The 22,007-nt window shown below is 73.2% G+C and carries 25 protein-coding genes; 10 read left to right on the top strand and 15 right to left on the bottom strand.

The features are described from left to right. Positions 1 to 48: 48 nt before the first annotated feature. The 4 genes from ABT106_RS12010 to ABT106_RS11995 all read right to left on the bottom strand — a co-directional run bounded on the left by ABT106_RS12010 (position 49) and on the right by ABT106_RS11995 (position 3,068). Complete coding sequence (locus tag ABT106_RS12010) at positions 49 to 654, bottom strand: MarC family protein (RefSeq protein ID WP_267718116.1); 606 nt, start codon at positions 652 to 654, stop codon at positions 49 to 51. Positions 655 to 741: 87 nt separating this feature from the next. After that, positions 742 to 1,605, bottom strand: a complete 864-nt coding sequence (locus tag ABT106_RS12005; protein WP_351275616.1) for a PHP domain-containing protein — start codon at positions 1,603 to 1,605, stop codon at positions 742 to 744. A gap of 160 nt (positions 1,606 to 1,765) precedes the next feature. Continuing rightward, on the bottom strand, positions 1,766 to 2,410 hold the full coding sequence (locus ABT106_RS12000) for a DUF6758 family protein (protein WP_351275614.1): 645 nt from the start codon (positions 2,408 to 2,410) through the stop codon (positions 1,766 to 1,768). Positions 2,411 to 2,483: 73 nt separating this feature from the next. Continuing rightward, positions 2,484 to 3,068, bottom strand: coding sequence for a suppressor of fused domain protein (locus ABT106_RS11995; protein WP_351275612.1), 585 nt, complete (start codon positions 3,066 to 3,068; stop codon positions 2,484 to 2,486). 389 nt (positions 3,069 to 3,457) lie between these two features. Between ABT106_RS11995 and ABT106_RS11990 the strand changes: the two genes are divergently transcribed. Both ABT106_RS11990 and ABT106_RS11985 read left to right on the top strand, forming a co-directional pair. Next, on the top strand, positions 3,458 to 4,582 hold the full coding sequence (locus tag ABT106_RS11990; RefSeq protein WP_351275610.1) for a magnesium and cobalt transport protein CorA: 1,125 nt from the start codon (positions 3,458 to 3,460) through the stop codon (positions 4,580 to 4,582). A 69-nt stretch (positions 4,583 to 4,651) separates the two neighbouring features. Further along, on the top strand, positions 4,652 to 5,176 hold the full coding sequence (locus ABT106_RS11985; RefSeq protein ID WP_351275608.1) for a hypothetical protein: 525 nt from the start codon (positions 4,652 to 4,654) through the stop codon (positions 5,174 to 5,176). A 10-nt stretch (positions 5,177 to 5,186) separates the two neighbouring features. Here the strand turns inward: ABT106_RS11985 and ABT106_RS11980 are convergent, their stop codons facing one another. After that, on the bottom strand, positions 5,187 to 6,017 hold the full coding sequence (locus ABT106_RS11980) for a hypothetical protein (protein ID WP_351275606.1): 831 nt from the start codon (positions 6,015 to 6,017) through the stop codon (positions 5,187 to 5,189). Between the two features lie 178 nt (positions 6,018 to 6,195). On the opposite strand from ABT106_RS11980, the gene ABT106_RS11975 reads away from it, so the two are divergent. From ABT106_RS11975 to ABT106_RS11965, 3 genes are all read left to right on the top strand, one after another. Then, on the top strand, positions 6,196 to 7,467 hold the full coding sequence (locus ABT106_RS11975) for a magnesium transporter MgtE N-terminal domain-containing protein (RefSeq protein ID WP_351275604.1): 1,272 nt from the start codon (positions 6,196 to 6,198) through the stop codon (positions 7,465 to 7,467). Between the two features lie 226 nt (positions 7,468 to 7,693). Then, on the top strand, positions 7,694 to 8,200 hold the full coding sequence (locus ABT106_RS11970) for a DUF1003 domain-containing protein (RefSeq protein WP_351275647.1): 507 nt from the start codon (positions 7,694 to 7,696) through the stop codon (positions 8,198 to 8,200). Positions 8,201 to 8,242: 42 nt separating this feature from the next. After that, positions 8,243 to 9,409, top strand: a complete 1,167-nt coding sequence (locus ABT106_RS11965) for an Mrp/NBP35 family ATP-binding protein (protein WP_351275602.1) — start codon at positions 8,243 to 8,245, stop codon at positions 9,407 to 9,409. A 117-nt stretch (positions 9,410 to 9,526) separates the two neighbouring features. Here ABT106_RS11965 and ABT106_RS11960 read toward each other — a convergent pair whose 3' ends face one another. The 5 genes from ABT106_RS11960 to sigE all read right to left on the bottom strand — a co-directional run bounded on the left by ABT106_RS11960 (position 9,527) and on the right by sigE (position 13,914). Continuing rightward, positions 9,527 to 10,258 (bottom strand): hypothetical protein, encoded by a 732-nt coding sequence (locus ABT106_RS11960; protein WP_351275600.1) that lies wholly within the window; start codon positions 10,256 to 10,258, stop codon positions 9,527 to 9,529. A 114-nt stretch (positions 10,259 to 10,372) separates the two neighbouring features. Continuing rightward, positions 10,373 to 10,819 carry a sec-independent translocase gene (locus tag ABT106_RS11955; RefSeq protein ID WP_351275598.1) on the bottom strand — a complete coding sequence of 149 codons (447 nt, stop codon included), beginning with the start codon at positions 10,817 to 10,819 and terminating at the stop codon, positions 10,373 to 10,375. A gap of 117 nt (positions 10,820 to 10,936) precedes the next feature. Continuing rightward, positions 10,937 to 12,094 carry a S1C family serine protease gene (locus tag ABT106_RS11950; RefSeq protein WP_351275596.1) on the bottom strand — a complete coding sequence of 386 codons (1,158 nt, stop codon included), beginning with the start codon at positions 12,092 to 12,094 and terminating at the stop codon, positions 10,937 to 10,939. 381 nt (positions 12,095 to 12,475) lie between these two features. Beyond that, positions 12,476 to 13,138, bottom strand: a complete 663-nt coding sequence (locus tag ABT106_RS11945; RefSeq protein ID WP_351275594.1) for a zf-HC2 domain-containing protein — start codon at positions 13,136 to 13,138, stop codon at positions 12,476 to 12,478. Next, positions 13,135 to 13,914, bottom strand: coding sequence for an RNA polymerase sigma factor SigE (gene sigE, locus ABT106_RS11940; protein ID WP_351275592.1), 780 nt, complete (start codon positions 13,912 to 13,914; stop codon positions 13,135 to 13,137). Before sigE ends, ABT106_RS11945 begins: the two co-directional genes overlap by 4 nt. A gap of 177 nt (positions 13,915 to 14,091) precedes the next feature. Here sigE and ABT106_RS11935 point away from each other — a divergent pair, with 177 nt between their 5' ends. Continuing rightward, positions 14,092 to 14,754: an O-methyltransferase gene (locus tag ABT106_RS11935; protein ID WP_267718138.1), complete on the top strand. Its 663-nt coding sequence runs from the start codon at positions 14,092 to 14,094 to the stop codon at positions 14,752 to 14,754. A gap of 151 nt (positions 14,755 to 14,905) precedes the next feature. Here ABT106_RS11935 and ABT106_RS11930 read toward each other — a convergent pair whose 3' ends face one another. Then, entirely contained in the window at positions 14,906 to 15,073 is a 168-nt protein-coding gene (locus ABT106_RS11930; protein WP_003966491.1) for a DUF3117 domain-containing protein, read from the bottom strand. Positions 15,074 to 15,403: 330 nt separating this feature from the next. Here ABT106_RS11930 and chcB point away from each other — a divergent pair, with 330 nt between their 5' ends. Beyond that, the gene (gene chcB / locus ABT106_RS11925) at positions 15,404 to 16,207 is read left to right on the top strand and encodes a 2-cyclohexenylcarbonyl CoA isomerase (RefSeq protein ID WP_351275589.1); all 804 of its coding nucleotides are present in this window, start codon (positions 15,404 to 15,406) and stop codon (positions 16,205 to 16,207) included. 18 nt (positions 16,208 to 16,225) lie between these two features. Here chcB and ABT106_RS11920 read toward each other — a convergent pair whose 3' ends face one another. Together ABT106_RS11920 and ABT106_RS11915 are read right to left on the bottom strand one after the other, a co-directional pair. Next, a complete protein-coding gene (locus ABT106_RS11920; protein WP_351275587.1) occupies positions 16,226 to 16,801 on the bottom strand; it encodes a DNA-3-methyladenine glycosylase I in 576 nt (191 codons plus the stop codon). Further along, positions 16,798 to 17,238: a DivIVA domain-containing protein gene (locus ABT106_RS11915; RefSeq protein WP_351275585.1), complete on the bottom strand. Its 441-nt coding sequence runs from the start codon at positions 17,236 to 17,238 to the stop codon at positions 16,798 to 16,800. Before ABT106_RS11915 ends, ABT106_RS11920 begins: the two co-directional genes overlap by 4 nt. 76 nt (positions 17,239 to 17,314) lie before the next feature. Here ABT106_RS11915 and folP point away from each other — a divergent pair, with 76 nt between their 5' ends. Beyond that, positions 17,315 to 18,175, top strand: a complete 861-nt coding sequence (gene folP / locus ABT106_RS11910; RefSeq protein WP_351275583.1) for a dihydropteroate synthase — start codon at positions 17,315 to 17,317, stop codon at positions 18,173 to 18,175. A gap of 75 nt (positions 18,176 to 18,250) precedes the next feature. Here the strand turns inward: folP and ABT106_RS11905 are convergent, their stop codons facing one another. Both ABT106_RS11905 and dapE read right to left on the bottom strand, forming a co-directional pair. Next, positions 18,251 to 19,018 carry an LOG family protein gene (locus ABT106_RS11905; protein WP_351275581.1) on the bottom strand — a complete coding sequence of 256 codons (768 nt, stop codon included), beginning with the start codon at positions 19,016 to 19,018 and terminating at the stop codon, positions 18,251 to 18,253. 64 nt (positions 19,019 to 19,082) lie between these two features. Continuing rightward, entirely contained in the window at positions 19,083 to 20,162 is a 1,080-nt protein-coding gene (gene dapE, locus ABT106_RS11900; RefSeq protein WP_351275579.1) for a succinyl-diaminopimelate desuccinylase, read from the bottom strand. A gap of 77 nt (positions 20,163 to 20,239) precedes the next feature. On the opposite strand from dapE, the gene ABT106_RS11895 reads away from it, so the two are divergent. Next, positions 20,240 to 21,199 carry a hypothetical protein gene (locus ABT106_RS11895; RefSeq protein ID WP_351275577.1) on the top strand — a complete coding sequence of 320 codons (960 nt, stop codon included), beginning with the start codon at positions 20,240 to 20,242 and terminating at the stop codon, positions 21,197 to 21,199. Between the two features lie 343 nt (positions 21,200 to 21,542). Beyond that, positions 21,543 to 21,926, top strand: coding sequence for an ATP-binding protein (locus ABT106_RS11890; protein ID WP_351275575.1), 384 nt, complete (start codon positions 21,543 to 21,545; stop codon positions 21,924 to 21,926). Positions 21,927 to 22,007 lie beyond the last annotated feature (81 nt).

The following is a 22,007-nucleotide window of genomic DNA, read 5'->3' as shown; positions in this document are numbered from 1 at the left end:
TTCGCATGCGTACGGGACGCACGGGCGGCCCGGGACGGGCCGGACCCGTCAGGCGCCGCGCACGACCTGGAGCACGCCGTTGATGATCTGCTGGACGGCGATGGCGGAGAGCATCATGCCGGCGAGGCGCGTCACGAGCACGACGCCGCCGTCCTTGATCACCCTGATGATCACCAGCGAGTAGCGCATCGTGATCCACAGCACCACGTGCATGGCCACGATCGCGCACCACACGGAGACCTGCCCGCTGACCCCGTCGGCCTTCTGCACGGCCAGGATGACGGAGACGATCGCGCCGGGCCCCGCCAGCAGCGGCATGCCCAGCGGCACGAGGGCGACGTTGACGTCCTTGGTCTGCTTGGGCTCGTCGGTCTTGCCGGTGAGCAGGTCCAGCGCGATCAGCAGGAGCAGCAGGCCGCCCGCGATCATCAGCGCCGGGACCGATACGTGCAGGTAGTCCAGGATCTGCTGGCCGCAGAGACCGAACACGGCGATGACGCCGAAGGCCACGCAGACGGCCTGCCAGGCCATCCGGCGCTGCACCTTCGCGGGGCGCCCGGAGGTCAGGGCGAGGAAGATCGGCGTGATCCCCGGGGGGTCCATAATCACGAAAAGGGTGAGAAAGAGGGATCCGAAGACGGCGAAATCAAACACAGTGATGCCTTGCAGGAGAGAGGGGTGAATCGAAGAGGAGGAGGCGCGCGACGGCGCGACGGGTGGAGCGGACGGCCGGGGCCGGTCCTACCGGATGCCTCCGCCGGCGCCGGGCACGGGGAAGGCGCCGGTCGCGCGGCGCGTGATCTCGCCGTAGATCTCGGGGTCGGTCGTGTACTCGCCGAGGCGGCAGGTCTTGCGGCTGCCGTGGTAGTCGCTGGACCCGGTGGTGAGCAGGCCCAGCTCCCCCGCCAGGGCGCCCAGGCGGGCGCGCGTGGCGGTGTCGTGGTCCATGTGGTCCACCTCGATGCCGTCCAGCCCCGCGGCCGCCAGCTCCGCGATCACGGCCTCGGGCACGCACCGGCCGCGCTTGACGGCGGCGGGGTGCGCGAAGACGGTGACCCCGCCGGCCGCCTTGACCAGGCGGATCGCGTCGAAGGGGTCGAGCTCGTGCTTCCCGGCGTACGCGCGGCCGCCGTCGGCGAGCCAGTCGGGCGTGAAGGCGTCCGACACGGTCGGTACGACGCCCAGCTCCACGAGCGCGCTCGCCAGGTGCGGCCGTCCCACGGAGCCCTCACCGGCGATCCGCGCGACCTGCTCCCAGGTGATGCCGACGCCGAGCGCCCGGAGCTTTCCGACCATGGCCTGCGCGCGGGGGGTCCGGTCGTCCCGGACGAGCTCGCGCTCGCGGGAGAGCTCGGGCTCCTCGGGGTCGAAGAGGTAGGCCAGCAGGTGCATCCCGACGCCGTCGAGGCGGCAGGACAGCTCGGCCCCGGTCACCAGGGTCAGGCCGGCGGGCAGGGCCGCGAGGGCCTCGGCGTGGCCGCCGACGGTGTCGTGGTCGGTCAGCGCGACCACGTCCAGACCGGCACGGGCGGCATTGCGCACCAGCTCGGCGGGGGTGTCCGTACCGTCGGAGGCCGTGGAGTGGGTGTGCAGGTCGATGCGCACAGCCGGGCTCCATGGGTCGTACGGACGGGGGACACTCCAGGATAACCGCGCCCGGGGGCCCTCCCGGCCGCCCCGGACCGTGGGGTGGACGGGGTCCGGCGGCCGGCCCCGGGGCGGCACGGGAGCCCGGACGGGCCCGGGGCCGGGCACCGTACAGCGGTCAGGACGGCCCGAGGACGCGCGGGCTCAGGGCGCCGCAGGGCAGCAGTTCCACCTCGGCGCCCGCGTCCCGCAGGTCGGTGAGGACCAGTTCGTCGTACATCAGCAGCCCGGACTGCTCGGGCCAGACGATCGCCCAGAGCCACAGCCCGCGCGCCTCGCCCGCGAAGACGGCGCGGTCGTCGGGGGTCCCCTTCACGTGCCACAGCGGGGACGGGCGGCCCGCCGCGACCACCTTGGCGTGCGGCGGCGCCGACATGTCGATGTGCCCGCCGGGGTCGGGGCCGTCGATCCCCGCGTACCGCGCGCCGAGGCCCACGCCCAGCTCCTCGGCGACCAGCAGCAGCTCGCCGAGGCCGCCGAGCGGCCCGGGGCCGGTGCAGGCCACCGCCGTGGCCCGGCCCCCGCTGCGGTCGTCACCGGCGGACGCGACCCCGGTGAACAGCCAGCCCACCGGCAGCGGCCACGGCATCCACACGGGCACGCGCGCCCGGTGCACCACCACGCCCAGGCCCTCGACGCTGGGCGGGATCACCGGCTGCAGGGGGTGGACGGTGCCGTGCACGGCGCACTGCCAGGAGTCGGAGAAGAGACCGGGCGCCCTGACCCGGCCACCGCACTTCGGGCAACTCGGTTCGCCCCTCATAGAAGGCCACGCTCCTCCCCGCCCGGCGCGCCGTCAAGACGCGATCACCCGTCCGGGCGCCGGGTCTGCCGTCTCAGTCCAGTGCGACCGCCGTACGCAGAGGGTCCCGCAGATCCGTGCCGCGCGCGAGCCACCGCTCCTGAAGTGCCGCCGCGCCGTGCACCCGCTTCCAGGCCGCCTCGTTCGCCGTCATCGGCAGCAGCGGCAGGAAGTGCACCGGGTCCATGGGCTCGTCCAGCTCCAGGTCCTCCACCAGCCCGCCCGGCTCGGCCACCAGGACGGAGCTGAACGGCGCTCCCTCCCAGAGCGGTTCGCCCACGTCCAGCGAGGCCCCGGGGGCCACGATCAGCCCCTCCACCTGGGGGGAGGCGCCCAGCACGGCGAGCGGCCGGAGCAGCTTGTCGGTGGGCGCGAGGCCCGCCCGTACGGTCAGCACCAGCTCGGCGCGCGGCCCCCGTACGGGATCGGCGACCACGGCGGTCGGGTCGGTCATCGGGTGCGCGGACATCCCGAGGGTCGCGTACCGCACGAGGTCGCCCTCGGCGAAACGGAGTACCTCGATGCGGTCGGTGCCCAGGAAGGTGACGGCGGCGCGTGCGTCGGGTTCCCCGAACGCGGTGCGCAGCCGGGCTTCCACGAGGGCCAGAATTTCTGCCATGGATCGAGCATAGAACTCGCATGAGCCGGGTAAAGGGCGGGTCTTGACCATCCGTCGGCTGATAGTGTTGACAGCTGTTCGGGGCCGCACGCTGAAGCGTTGTTTCGGTGCCCCGGCGAGGACGTCCCCCACGGGGGACCGGCCGGAGGAGGTGGGGCTGCGGTGCATCGAAGTCGATCGTGCAGTAGTACCAATCGCTCTTCCGCTGCGGTGACGGGCACCTCCCGCCCCCTGTGATCTTCCGATCGGCAGAAGAGCGACGGCAGAACTCCGTCCTCCCGTCCTGCTGACGTCCCCCCGGCCCGGCCTGCCCGCCCGCAGCGGTCGCGCCGCCCCGGAGGGGGCCTCCCACCCGTACGGTCCGCGGCCGTGCGCGCGAAGGAGCCACCATGTCGATGCTGCCCTACCTGCGTGCGGCCGTCCGTCCGTCACTCCGCAAGAACGCCCCGGCCCAGTCCGGCTACGACACCACCCGCGACCCGTCCACGAGCAGCGCGGTGGTCGACTGCGCCGTGTACCGCGACGGCCGGCGCGCTTCGCCCGGACTGGGGGCGGCCCGCCTGACGCCCCGTGAGGCGATCCGCCGGGTCCGCGAGGACGGCGGTTTCGCCTGGATCGGCCTGCACGAGCCGACCGAGGACGAGTTCGCGGGGATCGCCGCCACGTTCGGGCTGCACCCGCTGGCGGTGGAGGACGCGGTGCACGCCCACCAGCGGCCGAAGCTGGAGCGGTACGACGACACCCTCTTCACCGTCTTCAAGACGATCCACTACGTCGACCACGCCCAACTCACCGCCACCAGCGAGGTCGTGGAGACCGGCGAGGTGATGTGCTTCACCGGCCCCGACTTCGTGATCACCGTCCGGCACGGCGGCCAGGGTTCCCTGAAGGGCCTGCGCCACCGCCTCCAGGGCGACCCGGACCTCCTGTCGAAGGGCCCCTCCTCCGTCCTGCACTCCATCGCGGACCATGTCGTCGACGGGTACGTGGCGGTCGCGGCGGCCGTCCAGGACGACATCGACGAGGTGGAGAGCTCGGTGTTCGCCGCCCCCGCCAAGGGCGCCGCGCGCGGCGGCGACGCGGGCCGCATCTACCAGCTCAAGCGCGAGGTGCTGGAGTTCAAGCGGGCGGTCGCCCCGCTGCTGCGCCCGATGGAGCTGCTGAGCGAGCGCCCCATGCGGCTGGTGGACCCGGACATCCAGAAGTACTTCCGGGACGTCGCCGACCACCTGGCGCGGGTGCACGAGCAGGTCGTGGGCTTCGACGAGCTGCTGAACTCGATCCTCCAGGCCAACCTCGCGCAGGCGACGGTCGCCCAGAACGAGGACATGCGCAAGATCACCTCCTGGGCGGCGATCATCGCCGTGCCCACCATGATCTGCGGGGTCTACGGGATGAACTTCGAGCACATGCCCGAACTCCAGTGGAAGTACGGCTATCCGATGGTGATGGCCTCGATCGTCGGGATCTGCTTCACCATCCACCGCGCGCTCCGCCGCCACGGCTGGCTCTAGCGCCGTGGCCGGAAAGGTCCACCGGATCGCGCCTCGGGCCGCGCCGGGCCACCCCCTACTCTGGGGCGCATGACTCTCAGCGCACTCGACCTGGCCCTCGTCGAGGAGGCCACCAAGAAGTCCGGCCTCGTCTGGGTCCGCGGCGCCGGCGCCGACCGTGCCCTGTGGCACGCCTGGGTGGACGGGGCGGCGCACGTGCTGGGCGACGGTCCCGGCGAGCAGCCGTTCCCCGGGCTGGCGGACGGCGCGAGCGCCGAGGTGACCGTACGCAGCAAGGACAAGGGCGGCCGGCTGGTGGCCTGGACGGCGACGGTGCGCGAGCTCCCGCCGCGCGGTGAGGAGTGGACGGCCGCGGTCGCCGAGCTCAAGGGCAAGCGGCTGAACGCGCCCGACTCCGAGGACATGACCGAGCGGTGGGCCCGCGAGTGCCGGCTGCTGCGCCTGGAGCCGGAGTCGGTACGGGCCGAGCTGCCGACCGGTTCCCTGGCCGCGGCGCCGACGGGCTCCCCGGCGACGACCCGCGAGCCCGTCCCGGCGGCCCTGCCGAAGCTGCTGCTGAAGCGGAAGCGGGCGGCGCGCCGCGACACCCGCTAGGGGGGCGGTTTCAGGGGCTCGTGGGGTTCGACCCCTGGCCCGTGCCCTGTCCGGGGCTCTGGCCCGCGCCCGTGCTCTTCGACGGGGCCGGAGCCGTACCGCCACCGCTCTGGTCCTTGGTCGTCGGCAGCTGCGACCCGTAGTCCACCGTCTGGTCCTGCGCGGGCGGGTCGAGCGGGAACACCTTGCCCCACTCGGCGAGCTCCACCCGGCCGGCGCCGCCCGCGCGCTCCAGGAGCAGCGGGTACGGGGTCCCCTCCAGGGACACCGCGAGCTTGCCGCCCTTGCCCTTGTCCCCCGTCACCTGGACGACCCGCGTGTGCCCGACCGTGCTGTAGGAGCCCTTGGCCAGCTTGCCCTGGAGGCCGAGCAGCCCGTCCAGCAGCACGTCCATGTCGGTGAAACCGCGGAACTGCTTGTACGTGGGGTCGCTCTCCGGCACCTTCACGTACTTGTCGCCGAGCTTGCCGGCCGAGTCGGACTGGCCCCAGAAGGCCGCGCTCGCCTTCAGGTAGAGCTGCTCCCCCACCCGCAGCACCTGGAAGGTGTCCTCCTGCGACTTCACCTCGCCGGAGCCGCCGTCGGACTTCAGCCGCATGTCGAGGGTGAAGGACTTGCCGCCGCTCACCAGCGTGCCGGACAGGTGCACCGAGTCGGCTTCCGTCGCCGCGGCCCTCGCCTTCGCCTCGATCTTGTCGGCGGAGAGCTTGCCCACGCCGTTCGTGCCCTTGTCCGGGTCCGGGTCCTCCCCGCAGCCCGTACCGGTGACGGCGAGGCCCGTGCACAGCGCACCGATGAGGGCGGCCCGGCGCAGCCGCGCGGCGGGGAGGTAGGCGGTCACGGGCACGTGCCTCTCGTCGGTCGTCTGCGGGCAGCAGGCAGCGTACCCGGCCGTGGCCCGCCCCCCTCCGGCCCCCCGGCGGACCCCGGCCGGACCGCCCCACCAGGACGCTTTCCCGGGGCACGGGCTAGCCTGAGGGGCGGCAGGACTGTTGATTGACGCTCTAGGAGGCGCTCGGATGGCTGCAGGCGCCCCGCGGATCTTCGTCTCGCATCTGTCGGGTGTGCCCGTCTTCGACCCCAACGGCGACCAGGTCGGCCGCGTCCGCGACCTGGTCGCGATGCTGCGCGTCGGCGGCCGGCCGCCCCGGCTGCTGGGCCTGGTGGTCGAGGTGGTCAGCCGGCGCCGGATCTTCCTGCCGATGACCCGGGTCACGGGCGTGGAGTCCGGACAGGTGATCACCACGGGTGTCGTGAACATGCGGCGCTTCGAGCAGCGGCCCACCGAGCGGCTGATCCTCGGCGAACTCCTGGACCGGCGGGTGCGCCTGGTCGCGGACGAGGAGGAGGTCACCGTCCTGGACGTGGCCATCCAGCAGCTCCCGGCCCGCCGGGACTGGGAGATCGACAAGATCTTCGTACGGAAGGGCAAGGCGGGCGCGCTGCGCCGGCGCGGCGAGACCCTGACGGTGGAGTGGTCGGCGGTGACGGGCTTCTCCCTGGAGGAGCACGGGCAGGGCGCCGAGAACCTCGTCGCCACCTTCGAGCAGATGCGCCCGGCCGACGTGGCGAACGTCCTGCACCACCTGTCGCCCAAGCGGCGTGCCGAGGTGGCCAGCGCCCTGGATGACGACCGGCTCGCGGACGTCATGGAGGAGCTGCCCGAGGACGAGCAGGTGGAGATCCTCGGCAAGCTGAAGGAGGAGCGGGCGGCCGACGTCCTGGAGGCGATGGACCCGGACGACGCGGCCGACCTGCTCTCCGAGCTGCCCGAGGACGACAAGGAACGGCTGCTGACGCTGATGCGGCCCGACGACGCGGCCGACGTGCGGCGCCTGATGTCGTACGAGGAGCGCACGGCGGGCGGTCTGATGACGACCGAGCCGATCGTGCTGCGGCCGGACGCGACGGTCGCCGACGCGCTGGCCCGGGTGCGCCAGGCGGACCTGTCGCCGGCGCTGGCGGCCCAGGTGTACGTGTGCCGGCCGCCCGACGAGACCCCGACGGGCAAGTACCTGGGCACGGTGCACTTCCAGCGGCTGCTGCGGGACCCCCCGTTCACCCTGGTCAGCTCGATCGTCGACACGGGCCTGCCGCCGCTGCGCCCGGACGCCTCGCTGCCGGTGGTGACCAGCTACCTGGCCGCGTACAACATGGTGGCCGTCCCGGTCGTCGACGAGAGCGGCTCGCTGCTCGGCGCGGTGACGGTGGACGACGTACTGGACCACCTGCTGCCGGACGACTGGCGGGAGACGGACTTCCAAGCCGAGGAGGCCGTCGGTGGCCACTGAGCGGGGACGCGGCGAGCAGGGGCGCGAGCGCCGCCGGGAGCTGAGCCGGGAGCGGCGCGAGCAGGCGAAGGCGCGCGGGCGCGACCACGGGCTGTCGGACCGGCTCGAGGACGCCGCCGACCGGGTGCGGGAGCGCGGCGAACGGGCCGAGCGGGCCGAGCGCGCGGAACGGGCCGAGCAGCGGGCCGAGCGGGCGAAGGCGGCCGCGGCGACGGGGTCGAGCGCGCTGACGCGCCAGCGGGTCCGGCTGGACCAGCCGCGGGCGCCGCGCCGGTCGCTGCTGCCCGAGTACGACCCGGAGGCGTTCGGGCGGCTGTCGGAGCGGGTGGCGCGCTTCCTCGGCACGGGCCGGTTCATCGTCTGGATGACCCTGGTCGTCGTCGTCTGGGTGCTGTGGAACATCTTCGCGCCGGACGACCTCCGGTTCGACGAGTACCCCTTCATCTTCCTGACGCTGATGCTGTCGCTCCAGGCGTCGTACGCCGCTCCGCTGATCCTGCTAGCCCAGAACCGGCAGGACGACCGCGACCGGGTCAACCTGGAGCAGGACCGCAAGCAGAACGAGCGCTCCATCGCCGACACGGAGTACCTGACGAGGGAGATCGCGGCCCTGCGGATGGGTCTGGGCGAGGTCGCCACGCGCGACTGGATCCGCTCGGAATTCCAGGACCTGATCAAGGAGATGGACGAGCGCAGGCTGTTCCCCGACGAACGTGACGAAGCCGACCGCTAGCGGGCTTTCCCGCGCCGTGCTACCGAGCCGTACCATCGGGGCATGGCTACCGACACAAGCTCCGCCGACGCCGCCGTTCCGGAGCAGGACGCGATCCTGGACGCGCTGGCGACGGTGAACGACCCCGAGATCCACCGGCCGATCACCGAACTCGGCATGGTCAAATCGGTGGAGATCGGCGAGGGCGGCGCGGTCGCGGTCACCGTGTACCTGACGGTCTCGGGCTGTCCCATGCGCGAGACCATCACGAAGAACGTCACCGAGGCCGTGGAGCGGGTCGCCGGGGTCACCTCCGTCGCCGTCACCCTCGACGTGATGAGCGACGAGCAGCGCAAGGACCTGGCGACGAACCTGCGCGGCGGCACCGCCGAGCGCGAGGTCCCGTTCGCCAAGCCGGGCTCGCTGACCCGCGTGTACGCGGTGGCGTCCGGCAAGGGCGGCGTCGGCAAGTCCTCGGTCACCGTCAACCTGGCCGCCGCGATGGCGGCCGACGGCCTGAAGGTCGGCGTGGTCGACGCGGACATCTACGGGCACAGCGTGCCGCGGATGCTCGGTGTGGAGGGCCGCCCGACCCAGGTCGAGAACATGATCATGCCGCCGTCGGCGCACGGCGTGAAGGTCATCTCCATCGGCATGTTCACCCCGGGCAACGCGCCGGTGGTGTGGCGCGGACCGATGCTGCACCGGGCCCTCCAGCAGTTCCTGGCCGACGTGTACTGGGGCGACCTGGACGTGCTGCTGCTGGACCTGCCCCCGGGCACCGGCGACATCGCGATCTCGGTGGCCCAGCTGGTCCCGAACGCCGAGATCCTCGTGGTCACCACCCCCCAGCAGGCCGCGGCCGAGGTCGCGGAGCGCGCCGGGTCGATCGCCGTGCAGACCCATCAGAAGATCGTCGGTGTCGTCGAGAACATGTCGGGCCTGCCGTGCCCGCACTGCGACGAGATGGTGGACGTGTTCGGCTCGGGCGGCGGCCAGAAGGTCGCCGACGGGCTGACCAAGACCGTCGGCGCGTCGGTGCCCGTGCTGGGTTCGATCCCGATCGACGTCCGGCTGCGCGAGGGCGGCGACGACGGCACCCCCGTGGTCCTGTCCGCCCCGGACTCCCCGGCCGGCGCGGCCCTGCGGGCCATCGCGGGCAAGCTGGGCGGCCGCGCGCGCGGCCTGTCGGGCATGTCCCTGGGCATCACCCCGCGCAACAAGTTCTGAGGCGGGCGGGCCGCGGCCCGTACCGGACGTGCGAAAGGCACCGCGGGGACCGGTTCCCGCGGTGCCTTTCGCGTGGTGCCTTTCGCGTGGTGTCCCCGCCCCTTCCGGGGCCGGGGGCTATTCGTAGGTGCCGAGGTCCTCGATCGCGGCGAAGCCGATCCCGTACGCGCTCATGCCGCGCCCGTAGGCGCCGAGGTGCACTCCGCTGCCGGTGGAGCCGGCCAGCACCCACCCGAACTCCGACTCGCGGTAGTGGAAGGGCGTCGGCTCCCCGTCCACGGGCAGGGACAGCGTCGACCAGTCCTCGCCGCCGAGGTCGTCCGCGAGCTCCCACGCGGCCTCGGTCTGCTGGTCGAGCCAGTCGCTGCGCAGGGAGTGGTCCATCTGTCCGGGCCAGCTGTACGCCAGCAGCCCGGAGCCGGCCAGCCAGGCCGCCGAGGAGACCGAGGTGGCCTCCAGGACGCCGGTGCCGTCGCCGCTGCGGCGCAGCGGGTTGCTCGCGACGGTGACGACCACCGCGAAGCGCTCCTTCTCGCCGGTGGCGAGCTCGCCCCGGGCGGACGGCTCGTCGCCGTGGCCCGTCGAGCCGTGTTCCACCGTGCCGTCGGCGGCGACGGCGGCCTGCATGAGCCAGCGGCGGCCCGCGAAGGCCCCGTCCAGCCCGTACCAGGGGAAGTCGGCGGCCAGGAAGCCCTCCGGCGTCCGGCGGGCCGCCGGGACGGGAGTGGCCTCGTCCAGCGGCTGTGCGGGCGGATCCTGCGTGTCCTGCGGGTCCTGTGGGTCCTGCTGTGCGGCGGCGGGGGCTTCGGCGGGCTGCGCCCCTACCCGGCTACTGCTCGTCGTCTCCATCTGCGCGGCCTCTCGTTCCGTCGGGTCCGTCGGCGGCCCGCCCCCCTCGGGCGTCCTGCGTCCGGACAGATGGAGGATAGCCACCGGACTCCGGATCGCCGGGCAGGGCGCGGCTCAGGTGGCGTCGGCGTCGAAACGGGCGGGCTGCTCGGCGGCCGGGGCGGCGGGCTTCTTCAGCAGGTCCGGGCCGGTGCCGGCGGGCGCGGCGGCCGGGGTCGCGGAGGCCGGGGCGGCGTCGGTCTCGCGGCTGTTCACGGCGTCGGTGACGTCGTTCAGCTCCTTGCGGAGATCGAAGCTGCTGCGGATGTCCTTGAGGTCCTCGTTCTCGCCCAGCTGCTTGCGGATGAAGGTCTTCGGGTTCAGGTCCTCGAACTCGAAGTCCTTGAATTCCGGGCCGAGTTCGGAGCGGATGTCCTGCTTCGCACTGTCCGAGAAGGAGCGGATCTTCCGGATGATGCCCGAGACGTCCTGGATGACCTTGGGCAGCTTGTCGGGACCGAAGATGAGGATGGCGAGCACCACGATCGTGACAAGTTCGAGTGCGCCTATGTCGTTGAACACCTTGCCGCTCCTCGGCTCTCTTCACTTCGGGCCTGGACACACGGTACCCGGCGTTCTCCGCGGGCCCATACCCGCGTACGGCGGAGATCGCGGTTTCACCCGGACGTCACGGACCGCTCACGAACCGTTCGCCGATCCGAGGACCACTTCCAGGGTGCGCTCCCGTCCCTCGCGGAGCACGGTGAGGGTCAGCGGATCGCCCGGGCGGTGGGCCCGGATCTTGATGATCAGCTCGTCACCGCCGCGTACGCGCTGCCCGTCCACCTTGGTGATCACGTCCCCGGCCCGGATCCCGGCGCCGGCGCCGGGCCCGTCGGCGACGACGGACGGCTTGCCGTCGGCGCCCTTGTCCGCGACCCGGGCTCCGTCGCCCTTGTACTGGAGGTCGAGCGTGACCCCGATGACCGGGTGGGTGGCGCGGCCGGTGCGGATCAGTTCCTCGGCGACGCGCTTGCCCTGGTTGATGGGGATGGCGAAGCCCAGTCCGATGGAGCCGCCCTGCCGGTCGGGATCGTCCTTGTCGGCTCCGCGGATGGCGCTGTTGATGCCGACCACGTGGGCCTTGGCGTCGAGGAGGGGGCCGCCGGAGTTCCCGGGGTTGATGGGGGCGTCGGTCTGAAGCGCGTCGACGTAGCTGACGTCGCTGCCGTCGCCCTTGTCGCCGCCCGCGGTGACGGGCCGGCCGGTGGCGCTGATGATGCCGGCGGTGACGGTGTTGGAGAGGTCGAACGGGGCCCCGATGGCCACCACCGGGTCTCCGACCCGCACGTTCTCGGAGTTGCCGAGGCTCAGCGGGCGCAGCCCGCGCACCCCGCTGACCTTGACCACCGCCAGGTCGTAGCCGGTGTCCCGGCCCACCAGCTCGGCGCTGACGCTCTCGCCGGTGCTGAAGGTGACGCCTATCTCCTTGGCGTCGCCGACGACGTGGTTGTTGGTCAGGATGTGGCCCTGGGCGTCGAGGACGAAACCCGTGCCGGTGCCGCTCCCGTCGGTGGAGCGCACGTGCAGGGTCACCACGCCGGGCAGTGCGGTGGCCGCGATACCGGCCACGCTCCCGGGCGCCCGGCCCGTGTCCTGGGCGCCCGCCTGCGGAAGCTCCAGCCGGGTGCCGCTCTGACGCTCGGCGAGCACGCCGAGGTATCCGCCGATGCCTCCGGCGAGCAGGGCGACCCCCACGCCGAAGGCCACCAGCTGCCACAGGCCGACTCCGCGGCGCGGTCTGCCCCGGTCCACGACCTGGAGGGGCTGGTCGCCCCAGGGGTCGTACCGCACCACGTGGGCGGACGCCTCCTGGCCGCCGGGGGCGGTGTCCGCGTACGAGGCCGCGTCCGCCGGGGCGTTCGCGTACGGGGGCGGTGCGGCGTCGGCGTGCGCGGCCCGCGCCGGGACCTGGCCGGGGCCTGACTCAGGGCCTGGGCCTGACTCAGGGCCTGGGCCTGACTCAGGGCCGGGGCTGGGCTCAGGGCCCGGGCCCTGCTCCGCCGCGGGGTCCGCTCCGGCCTCGGGGCGCGGTGCGGGCACCCCCTCGCGGTGGCCATCCGCCGTGCCCTCGGGCCGGCTCCACCACCTCGGAGCCGGATCGGTCTGCTGCCTGTCGGCCATGGGCGCTCCCCGCGTACCTGTGCACATGTGCCGCAGATTCAACCAGGTTCGGCGTCAGCGCAGCAGGGAGACCGGTCGAGCCGTCGCCTGCGGGGAGGGATGCAGCGGCGGGAGCGGCGTCGGCAGCGACGCCGGCGGGCTGGGAGCGGGTACGGCGACGGGCGTGGGACGGCGGTCGCGGACGACCGCGTCGGCCACGGACACGGCCGGTCCCGGTCTGGTGGCGGGCACGGGGGACTCGCCCCGGACGTTCGGCTCCACGGCCTCCAGCGGCAGCGAACCACCCAGCGCGAGGGCGGCCAGCGACACGGCTCCGGCGGCGACGAAGGCCAGGCGGCGGCGCGGGCGGCCCACCTCGTGGATGCGGAACCCCTGCTGCTGCGGCCGGGGGGCCGTCGGCAGGGCGTACGCGAAGGAGGCGAACGGGTCGGCGCCCGGCGGAGCTCCGGGGCCCGCGGGACCGGAGGGACCCTCGGGTCCGCCGCCCGGCAGTCCCTGGAGCCGCGCGAGCAGCCCCGCGGACAGCGGCGGCGGTGCGCTCTCGACGAACATGGTCTTCAGGCGGCGCTGGGCGTCGGCCTCGGCCTTGCACTTGGCACAGGTGGCCAGGTGGGCCAGGACCCGCTCGCGCGCGTCGTGATTCAGTTCCCCGTCCACGAGGGCGGCGAGCCGGTCGCCCAGGTGCTGTTCGGCGGGGGACGGACTGGCCGCGCTCACTCGGCTCCGCCCTCTCCCCCGGTGCCCGGAGCGCCCACCGCCACGCCCGCCAGCGCGCGCTGTTCGGCACGGGCTTCGGGCGAACGGTGCTTGAGCGCCTTGCGCAGGTGGGAGCGGCCGCGGTGGATACGGCTGCGGACGGTGCCGAGCTTCACGCCGAGGGTGGCGGCGATCTCCTCGTACGACAGGCCCTCGATGTCGCACAGCACGACGGCCGCGCGGAACTCCGGCGCGAGGGTGTCCAGCGCCTGCTGCACGTCCGCGTCGAAGTGGGTGTCGTGGAGCACCTGCTGCGGGGACGGCTCGCGGCTCGGGAGCCGCTCGGCGGCGTCGTCTCCGAGCGCGTCGAAGCGGATCCGCTGCTTGCGGCGGACCATGTCCAGGAAGAGGTTGGTGGTGATGCGGTGCAGCCAGCCCTCGAAGGTGCCGGGCGTGTAGGTGGACAGCGAGCGGAAGACGCGGACGAAGACCTCTTGTGTCAGGTCCTCGGCGTCGTGCTGGTTGCCGGTCAGACGGTAGGCGAGGCGGTAGACCCGCGCGCTGTGCGTGCTGACGATCTCCTCCCACGAGGGAGGGGTCCACGCCTGGGAGCCCGCATCGGCGGCAAAGGTCGCGGTGGTTGCGGTGTCGGCGGTGTGGATGCGGTCAGCAATGTCGGTCACGGATTTCGGCTCACCCGCCGACCAGAAGAGACGTCTGAGGACGCCGCCACGATCCACAGGCTCAGCCGCACCTCCCCTGTCGGCTCTGGTGGTGTCCAGTGGATTCCCTACCATAGCCACCCCCTCCGTCAGCTTGGGATAAGTGTTTTTGCAGTAACTTTGCCCGGGGCCCGGTCCCCAGAAGGGCCCCGGCCGCCGATCTGCCCGGCGCCGTCCCTTCTGATCCCGTCTCCACCTTCACAACGCCCGGTCCCATCTGCGGGTTCCCGACCTCAGCGGATACAGTCACCGTTGCGCCAACTATGGGGACAGGAGAGGGTCATTACCGGCAACCGGCAGACGAGCTGGGCGTTCGCCGACGCGTTTGTCGCCGAGGACGACGCTCTGCGATGGGCCCGTGACCGGTCCAGGGAAGCGGGCCTGCGCTCCGTTTCACCCGGAACCGGGGCTGCGCTGCGCCTGCTCGCCGCCACGGCGGACGCCAAGTCGGTCGCCGAGATCGGTACCGGGACCGGTGTTTCGGGCATCCACCTGCTGCACGGGATGCGTGCCGACGGAGTACTGACCACGGTCGATCCCGAGGCGGACCGGCAGGCGTTCGCCCGCCAGGCGTTCCGCGCCGCCGGTTTCGCGGGCAACCGCGCCCGCTTCATCCCGGGCCGCGCGCTGGACGTGCTCCCCCGCCTCGCCGACGGCGGGTACGACCTCGTCTTCTGCGACGGGGACCCGGCCGAGTCCCTCGACTACCTCGCCGAATCGTTGCGCCTGCTGCGCCCCGGCGGGCTGGTCTGCTTCGAGGGGGTCTTCTCCGACGGCCGTACGGTCGACTCCGCGGCCCAGCCGGTGGAGGTGCTCCGCGTGCGCGAGCTGCTGCGCAGCGTCCGGGAGAGCCCCGCGCTGGAGGCCGCGCTGCTCCCGGTGGGCGACGGCCTGCTGTGCGCCGTACGGCGCTGAGCCGGGGCGCGCGTCAGTCGGGCCCCGGACCGGCCGGGCCGCCCCCGGACACGACACTGCCCCGGACACCGCCCCGGACACGACACTGCCCCGGCCGCTCGTCGGGACGAGTGGCCGGGGCAGTGCGGAGAACGCAGAGGGTGCCGACGTATCAGCCGACGACCTTCTTCAGGGCGTCACCCAGGGCGTCCGCTTCGTCGGGGGTCAGCTCGACGACAAGCCGACCACCGCCCTCGAGCGGTACGCGCATGACGATGCCCCGCCCCTCCTTGGTGACCTCGAGCGGGCCGTCGCCCGTCCGCGGCTTCATGGCCGCCATGCTCGTTCCCCTTCCTGAAACCACATCGTCAGCCGACGGCACCGTTCAGGCGCCTAGTACCCGGCATCGAACACATTGCTTCCTGGCCATTATCCCGCATGTCAGGACCCGATGACCAACATCGGCTGTGAACGGTTGGGCAACGCGCTCGGCCAAAACCACTCATTTCGGGGACCTGCCTGCGATACTTCGCCGCTGCCCCCAGGTAACGGCTTCCGCTTTCTTTGACGCACATCACATGTGCGCGCCCGGCCCGGTCCGCCATGCTGGCCCTTGCACCCGCCGATACCGGCCGGTAGCCAAGCCCGCGACGAAGGGGGACCCCCTGCCATGGCCGACAGCGTGCTCTACGAAGTGACCGACGGACTCGCGACCATCACGATCAACCGTCCGGACGCGATGAACGCCATGAACACCGAGGCCAAGGTCGCCCTGCGCGACACGGTCCGGGCGGCGGCCGCGGACACCGCGGTGCGCGCCGTGCTGCTCACGGCGGCGGGGAACCGGGCCTTCTGCGTCGGCCAGGACCTCAAGGAGCACATCGGCGCTCTCGCGGCGGACCGCGAGAGCGGCTCCTCGGACACCATGAGCACGGTCGCCGAGCACTACAACCCGATCGTCCGGGCGCTCACCGAGATGCCCAAGCCGGTGGTCGCCGGAGTCAACGGCGTGGCGGCCGGAGCCGGCTTCGGATTCGCCCTGGCCGCGGACTTCCGCGTCGTCGCCGACACCGCCTCCTTCACGACCTCCTTCGCCGGGGTGGCCCTGACCGCCGACTCCGGGGTGTCCTGGACGCTCCCCCGCCTGATCGGCGCGTCCCGCGCGAGCGATCTGCTGCTGTTCCCGCGGCCGGTCCGCGCCCAGGAGGCGTACGAGCTGGGCATCGCCAACCGTCTCGTGCCCTCGGAGTCCCTGCACGCCGAGGCGGAGGCACTGGCGCGCACGCTGGCCGCGGGCCCGACGGTGGCGTACGCCGCGCTGAAGGAGTCCCTCGCGTACGGGGCCTCCCGCTCCCTCCCGGAGGCGCTGGAGCGCGAGGAGGCCCTCCAGGCCCGCGCGGGATCCTCCGAGGACCACGCGATCGCGGTCCGGGCCTTCCTGGCGAAGGAGCAGCCGACGTACCTGGGCCGCTGATCCCGTCTCCGGCGGGGCTCAGGCCCCGCGGGAGACGCAGTCGGCGAGGTGGTCGTCGACCAGCCCGCAGGCCTGCATGAGGGCGTAGGCCGTGGTCGGGCCGACGAAGCGGATGTCCGCCTTCTTCAGTGCCTTCGCCAAAGCCGTCGACGCGGGCGTCACCGCCGGGACGTCGGCCGTCGACCGCGGGGCCGGGCCCGGCTTCTCGGGGGCGTACGACCAGATGAGGGTGTCGAGCTCGCCCGGCTCCCATCCGGCCAGGACCTTCGCGTTGGCCAGGGTGGCCTCGATCTTGGCCCGGTTGCGGATGATGCCCTCGTCGGCGAGCAGGCGCGCCGCGTCCGCCGGGCCGAACTCCGCGACCTTCGCGATCTCGAACGAGGCGAAGGCCGCACGGAAGCCCTCCCGCCTGCGCAGGATCGTCAGCCAGGACAGCCCGGACTGGAAGGCTTCCAGGCACAGCCGCTCGTACAGCGCGTCGTCGCCGTGGACCGGGCGGCCCCACTCCGTGTCGTGGTACGCCACGTAGTCCGGGGTGGACAGCCCCCACGGGCAGCGCGGGCCACCGTCCGGACCGGCCACGACGCCGGTCATCGCCCGGCGCCCTTGGTGAGGTCGACGTCCTTGGTGAGGCCGGCGTCCTCGGTGAGGCCGGCCCGTCCGCCCGCGGCGGCCGGGCCCGCGGCGTCGGCGGGCCCGTCACCGGGCTGGTCACCCGGCTCGCCGGGCGGCGCGCCGCCGTCCCGGCCGGCGGTCAGCCGGGCGATCCGCGCGTCGCGCTCCGCCAGCTCCGCCGCCAGCCGCTCCAGTACGTCGTCCACCTCCGCCATCCGGTAGCCGCGCGGCGCGACGGGCAGCCGCAGCGCGTCGATGTCCGCCCGTACGACGGGCCGGGTCTCCGGCAGCCCGTCGGCCACCCGGTCCGGCTCCGCTTCCGGCAGGACGGCCTCCGAGCCGCCGCCGACCACCGCGAGGGTGACCGCTGCCACGACCACGACCAGCGCGATCATCAAGAAGAAGAACACGATCAACTCCCCTGAGAGACTCCGGCCACCAGGTTAAGGTCGCAGGCGAGGCGCGAGGGCCGCCGAAGGAGGAAAGAGCAGGATGCTGCGACTGGGCAGGCACGAGTTCGACACCCACGAGCCGGTGATCATGGCCATCGTGAACCGGACTCCTGACTCCTTCTACGACCAGGGCGCGACGTTCCGCGACGAGCCGGCGCTCGCGCGGGTCGAGCGGGCGGTGGCCGAGGGCGCCGCCATCATCGACATCGGCGGCGTCAAGGCGGGGCCCGGCGAGCACGTGGACGCGGACGAGGAGGCCCGGCGCACGGTCGGCTTCGTGGCCGAGGTCCGGCGCCGCCACCCGGACGTGGTGATCAGCGTGGACACCTGGCGGCACGAGGTCGGCGAGGCCGTGTGCGAGGCCGGGGCGGACGTCCTGAACGACGCGTGGGGCGGGGTCGACCCCAAGCTGGCCGAGGTCGCCGCCCGCTACGGCGCGGGCCTCGTCTGCACCCACGCGGGCGGGGTCGAGCCGCGTACGCGGCCGCACCGGATCGCGTACGAGGACGTGATGGCGGACATCCTGCGCGTCACGGTGGGCCTGGCGGAACGCGCCGCGGCCCTCGGCGTGCCGCGGGAGTCGATCATGATCGACCCGGGCCACGACTTCGGCAAGAACACCCGGCACTCCCTGGAGGCCACCCGCCGGCTCGCGGAGATGGCCGACACGGGCTGGCCGGTGCTGGTCTCCCTGTCGAACAAGGACTTCGTCGGCGAGACCCTGGACAAGCCGGTCAAGGAACGCCTCCTGGGCACCCTGGCCACGACGGCCGTCTCGGCCTGGCTCGGCGCGCAGGTCTACCGCGTCCACGAGGTCGCGGAGACCCGGCAGGTCCTGGACATGGTGGCCTCGATCCAGGGCCACCGGCCCCCGGCTGTCGCCCGCCGGGGCCTGGCCTGAGCCGACGGAGCCCGGCCTGAGCCCACCGGAGCCCGGCCTGAGCCCGGAGCGGGGGCCCGCCCCGGGCGGCGGGTCCTACTTCCCGACTTCCTTCGTCACCAGCGCGATGGCCTCGTCCACGTCGTCCGTGACGTGGAACAGGTAGAGGTCCTTCTCCGAGGCCTTGCCCTGGGCGATCACCGTGTTCTTCAGCCAGTCGATCAGACCGCTCCAGTACTCCGTGCCGAACAGCACGATCGGGAAGCGGGTGATCTTCTGCGTCTGCACCAGGGTGAGGGCCTCGAACATCTCGTCCAGCGTGCCGAGACCGCCCGGCAGGACCACGAAGCCCTGGCTGTACTTCACGAACATCGTCTTGCGGACGAAGAAGTACCGGAAGTTCAGGCCCAGATCGACGTGCTCGTTGAGCCCCTGCTCGAAGGGCAGCTCGATGCCGAGGCCGACGGAGATGCCGTTGCCTTCGCGGGCGCCCTTGTTGGCCGCCTCCATCGCGCCCGGGCCGCCGCCGGTGATGACGGCGAAGCCGGCGTCGACGAGCGCGCGCCCGATCCGTACACCCGCCTCGTACTCGGGCGAGTCGACCGGGGTCCGTGCCGAGCCGAACACGCTGATCGCGGGCGGCAGCTCGGCGAGCGTGCCGAAGCCCTCGATGAACTCCGACTGGATGCGCAGGACCCGCCAGGGATCGGTGTGCACCCACTCGGAGGGCCCGGCCGAATCCAGCAGCCGCTGGTCCGTCGTACTGCCCGCCTGCACCTGGCTGCGCCTCCTCAGCACCGGTCCGAGCTGCTGCTCCTCGGGCCGGTGACGAGCGGACGCGTCGGGATTGCCCTGGTTGCCCATGATGTGCTCCCTCCTGCTGATCGTTGGATCAGGGTAGGCGCACGAAGGTGACGAGAAGCGGAATTCAGGCGGTCAGCCAGGTCCGGAGTCGTTCTTCGCAGTGCAGGATCGCCTTCGTCTCCACGCGCTCGTCCACCTTGTGGGCCAGCAGGGCGTCGCCCGGGCCGTAGTTCACCGCCGGGACGCCCAGCGCGCTGAAGCGCGAGACGTCCGTCCAGCCGAACTTCGGCATGGCGCGGCCGCCGACCGCCTCCATGAAGGCCGCCGCGGCCGGGTGGCCGAGGCCGGGCAGGGCGCCGCCCGAGGAGTCGTCGACCTCGAAGGCGGCGATGTCGCAGTCCGCGAAGACCTCCCGCACGTGGGCCAGCGCGTCGGCCTCGCTCCGGTCGGGGGCATAGCGGAAGTTGACCGTCACCGTGCAGGCGTCGGGGATGACGTTGTTGGCGACGCCGCCCTCGATGCGGACCGCGTTGAGGCCCTCGTGGTACTCCAGGCCGTCGATGACCGGCCTGCGCGGCTCGTACGCCGCCAGCTTCGCCAGGATCGGGCCCGCGGTGTGGATGGCGTTGGAGCCCATCCAGCTGCGCGCGGAGTGGGCGCGCTCGCCGGCCGTGCGGAGCAGGACGCGCAGGGTGCCCTGGCATCCGCCCTCCACCTCGGCGTTCGAGGGCTCCAGCAGGACGGCGAAGTCTCCGGTGAGCCAGTCGGGGTGGGCCTCGGCGACCTTGCCCAGGCCGTTGAGGTCGGAGGCGACCTCCTCCTGGTCGTAGAAGACGAAGGTGAGGTCCCGGTTCGGCTCGGGAACGGTCGCGGCGATGCGCAGCTGCACGGCGACGCCGGACTTCATGTCGGTCGTGCCACAGCCCCACAGGACGTCGTTCTCGTCGAGGCGGGAGGGGACGTTGCCGGCGATCGGCACGGTGTCGAGGTGACCCGCGAGGACGACGCGCTCGCCGCGGCCCAGGTCGGTGCGGGCGACGACGTTGTTCCCGAAGCGGTCCACGGTCAGGTGCGGCAGGGCGCGCAGCGCGTGTTCCACGAGGTCGGCGAGTACCTTCTCGTCGCCGCTCACGGACGGAATGTCGACGAGCCGGGCGGTCAGCTCGGCGGCGTCCAGGGTGAGGTCCAGCTCGGATTCGGCCATGGAAGCGACCCTAGCGCCCGGTGCCGCGCGGACCGCGCGTCGTCCGGCCGGTGGACGCGTCATATGCCTCAAGTACGGTGGGCGGCGTGTCCGAGAACCGTCCTCCCCGCCCCCGCCGCCGCAGACCGCTGCGCGTGGCCGTCGGTCTCCTCGTCCTGTTCGCGGTGATCGGGTACTTCGCCGCGCAGCGGAACTCCAACGGCGGCGGCGCGCCGTACTGCACCGCCGCCGCGGCCGGGGCGGATCCGGAGGAGTACGAGCTGTCCCCGGAGCAGGCCGCGAACGCGGCGACGATAGCGGCCGTCGGGATCTCCAAGGGCCTGCCGGACCGGGCGGTGACCATCGCGCTGGCGACGGCGATGCAGGAGTCCGCGCTGCGCAACCTCGACCACGGGGACCGGGATTCGCTGGGCCTGTTCCAGCAGCGGCCCTCCATGGGCTGGGGCACCCCGGAGGAGATCACGGACCCGGTCTACTCGGCCGCGGTCTTCTACGACCACCTCGTCGAGGTTCCGGGGTACTCGCGGCTGCCGCTGACGGTGGCCGCGCAGAAGGTGCAGCGCAGCGGCTTCCCGCAGGCGTACGCGAAGCACGAGCCGGACGCGACGGTCCTGACGGCCGCCTTCGGCGGGGCCGGCACTCTGGTCTGCTCGGGTCCGGTCCCGGCGGCGGGTGATCCGGAGCGCGTACGGGCGGAGCTGGTACGGGCCTTCGGCAAGGAGGCGCTGGGCGAGGGTCCCGCCCCGGCGGCGGACGCTCCGGGCGCGGCGGCGGGCGCGGCGGCGGAGGGCCGGGTCGACGTCCGGCTGAAGCGGGACGGCGGCGCGGCCGAGGAGCGGCGCGGCCGGGCCGTGGCGCACTGGGCGGTGGCCCGGTCCCAGGAGCTGGGGATCGCGCGGGTCTCGTACGGCGGCGGCGACTGGACCGGCGGCCGGGCGGGCCGCGCGTGGCAGCCCCGGGCCGCGGACGGCGCGTCGGGGGGCGGCGGCCGGCCGGACGCCCCCGGCGGCGAGGTACGGATCTTCACCGCGCGCTGAGCCCGCCAGCCCGGTGAGCCCGCCAGCCCGGTGAGCCCGCGGAGGCCGCCAAGCGCGCCGAGTCCGCCGAGCGCGCTGCCGGAAGCGGCCGGGAAGCGGCCCGGAACCCCGCGGAAGGCACCCGGCCGCGCGTGCGAGGCATCACCCGCGCGGGGGAGGACCGGGTGGCGGCCTCCGGGGGCCCCGGAGGGACGGAAGACCTGGTGGGAGCGTGCTGAATGCATTTGTCACGCAGGCCGATTAAACGATGCGTTACCGATCCTTTACCCGGGGCATCCGCAACTCCACCCGCCCCGCGAGCGGTTGTACACGGCGTACTCAGCCGCTACCGCTTAGGAGCAACATGTCCCTCCCCCTGACCCGCCGGATCGCCCGTGCCGCGCTGCTCCTCGCAGCCGGGGCAGCGCCCGTGGTCGGTGCGGCCGGCGCGGCCAGCGCCGCGGGCCTGGAGTCCGTGCCGCAGCTGGACGCGCTCACCGCACCCCTCACCGCCCCCGACACCGCCGGCGCCACGGCGGCGAAGGACACCGCCACCGAGGCGGTGCCGGCCGCCGCCTCCCCCGCCGCCGACCTGGTGGGCACCGCGGCGCCGATGCTCGGCGGGCTGCCGGCCGCGAAGGACCTGCCCGTGGGCTCCCTGCCGACCGGCGAGCTCCCGACCGGCTCGCTGCCGACGGGCTCCCTGACCGGGGCCCTGCCGCTGGGCGGGCTGCCGCTGGGCGGCTGACCGCCGCTGGACACCGAAGGGGCCGGGAGCACGAACTCCCGGCCCCTTCGGGCTGCCGCGGTACGGCGGGTGCGGGGCCGG

This window comes from Streptomyces sp. NPDC002044 (assembly GCF_040296725.1).
Classification (GTDB): domain Bacteria; phylum Actinomycetota; class Actinomycetes; order Streptomycetales; family Streptomycetaceae; genus Streptomyces; species Streptomyces antarcticus.
This window is presented reverse-complemented; position numbering and strand designations above follow the sequence as displayed.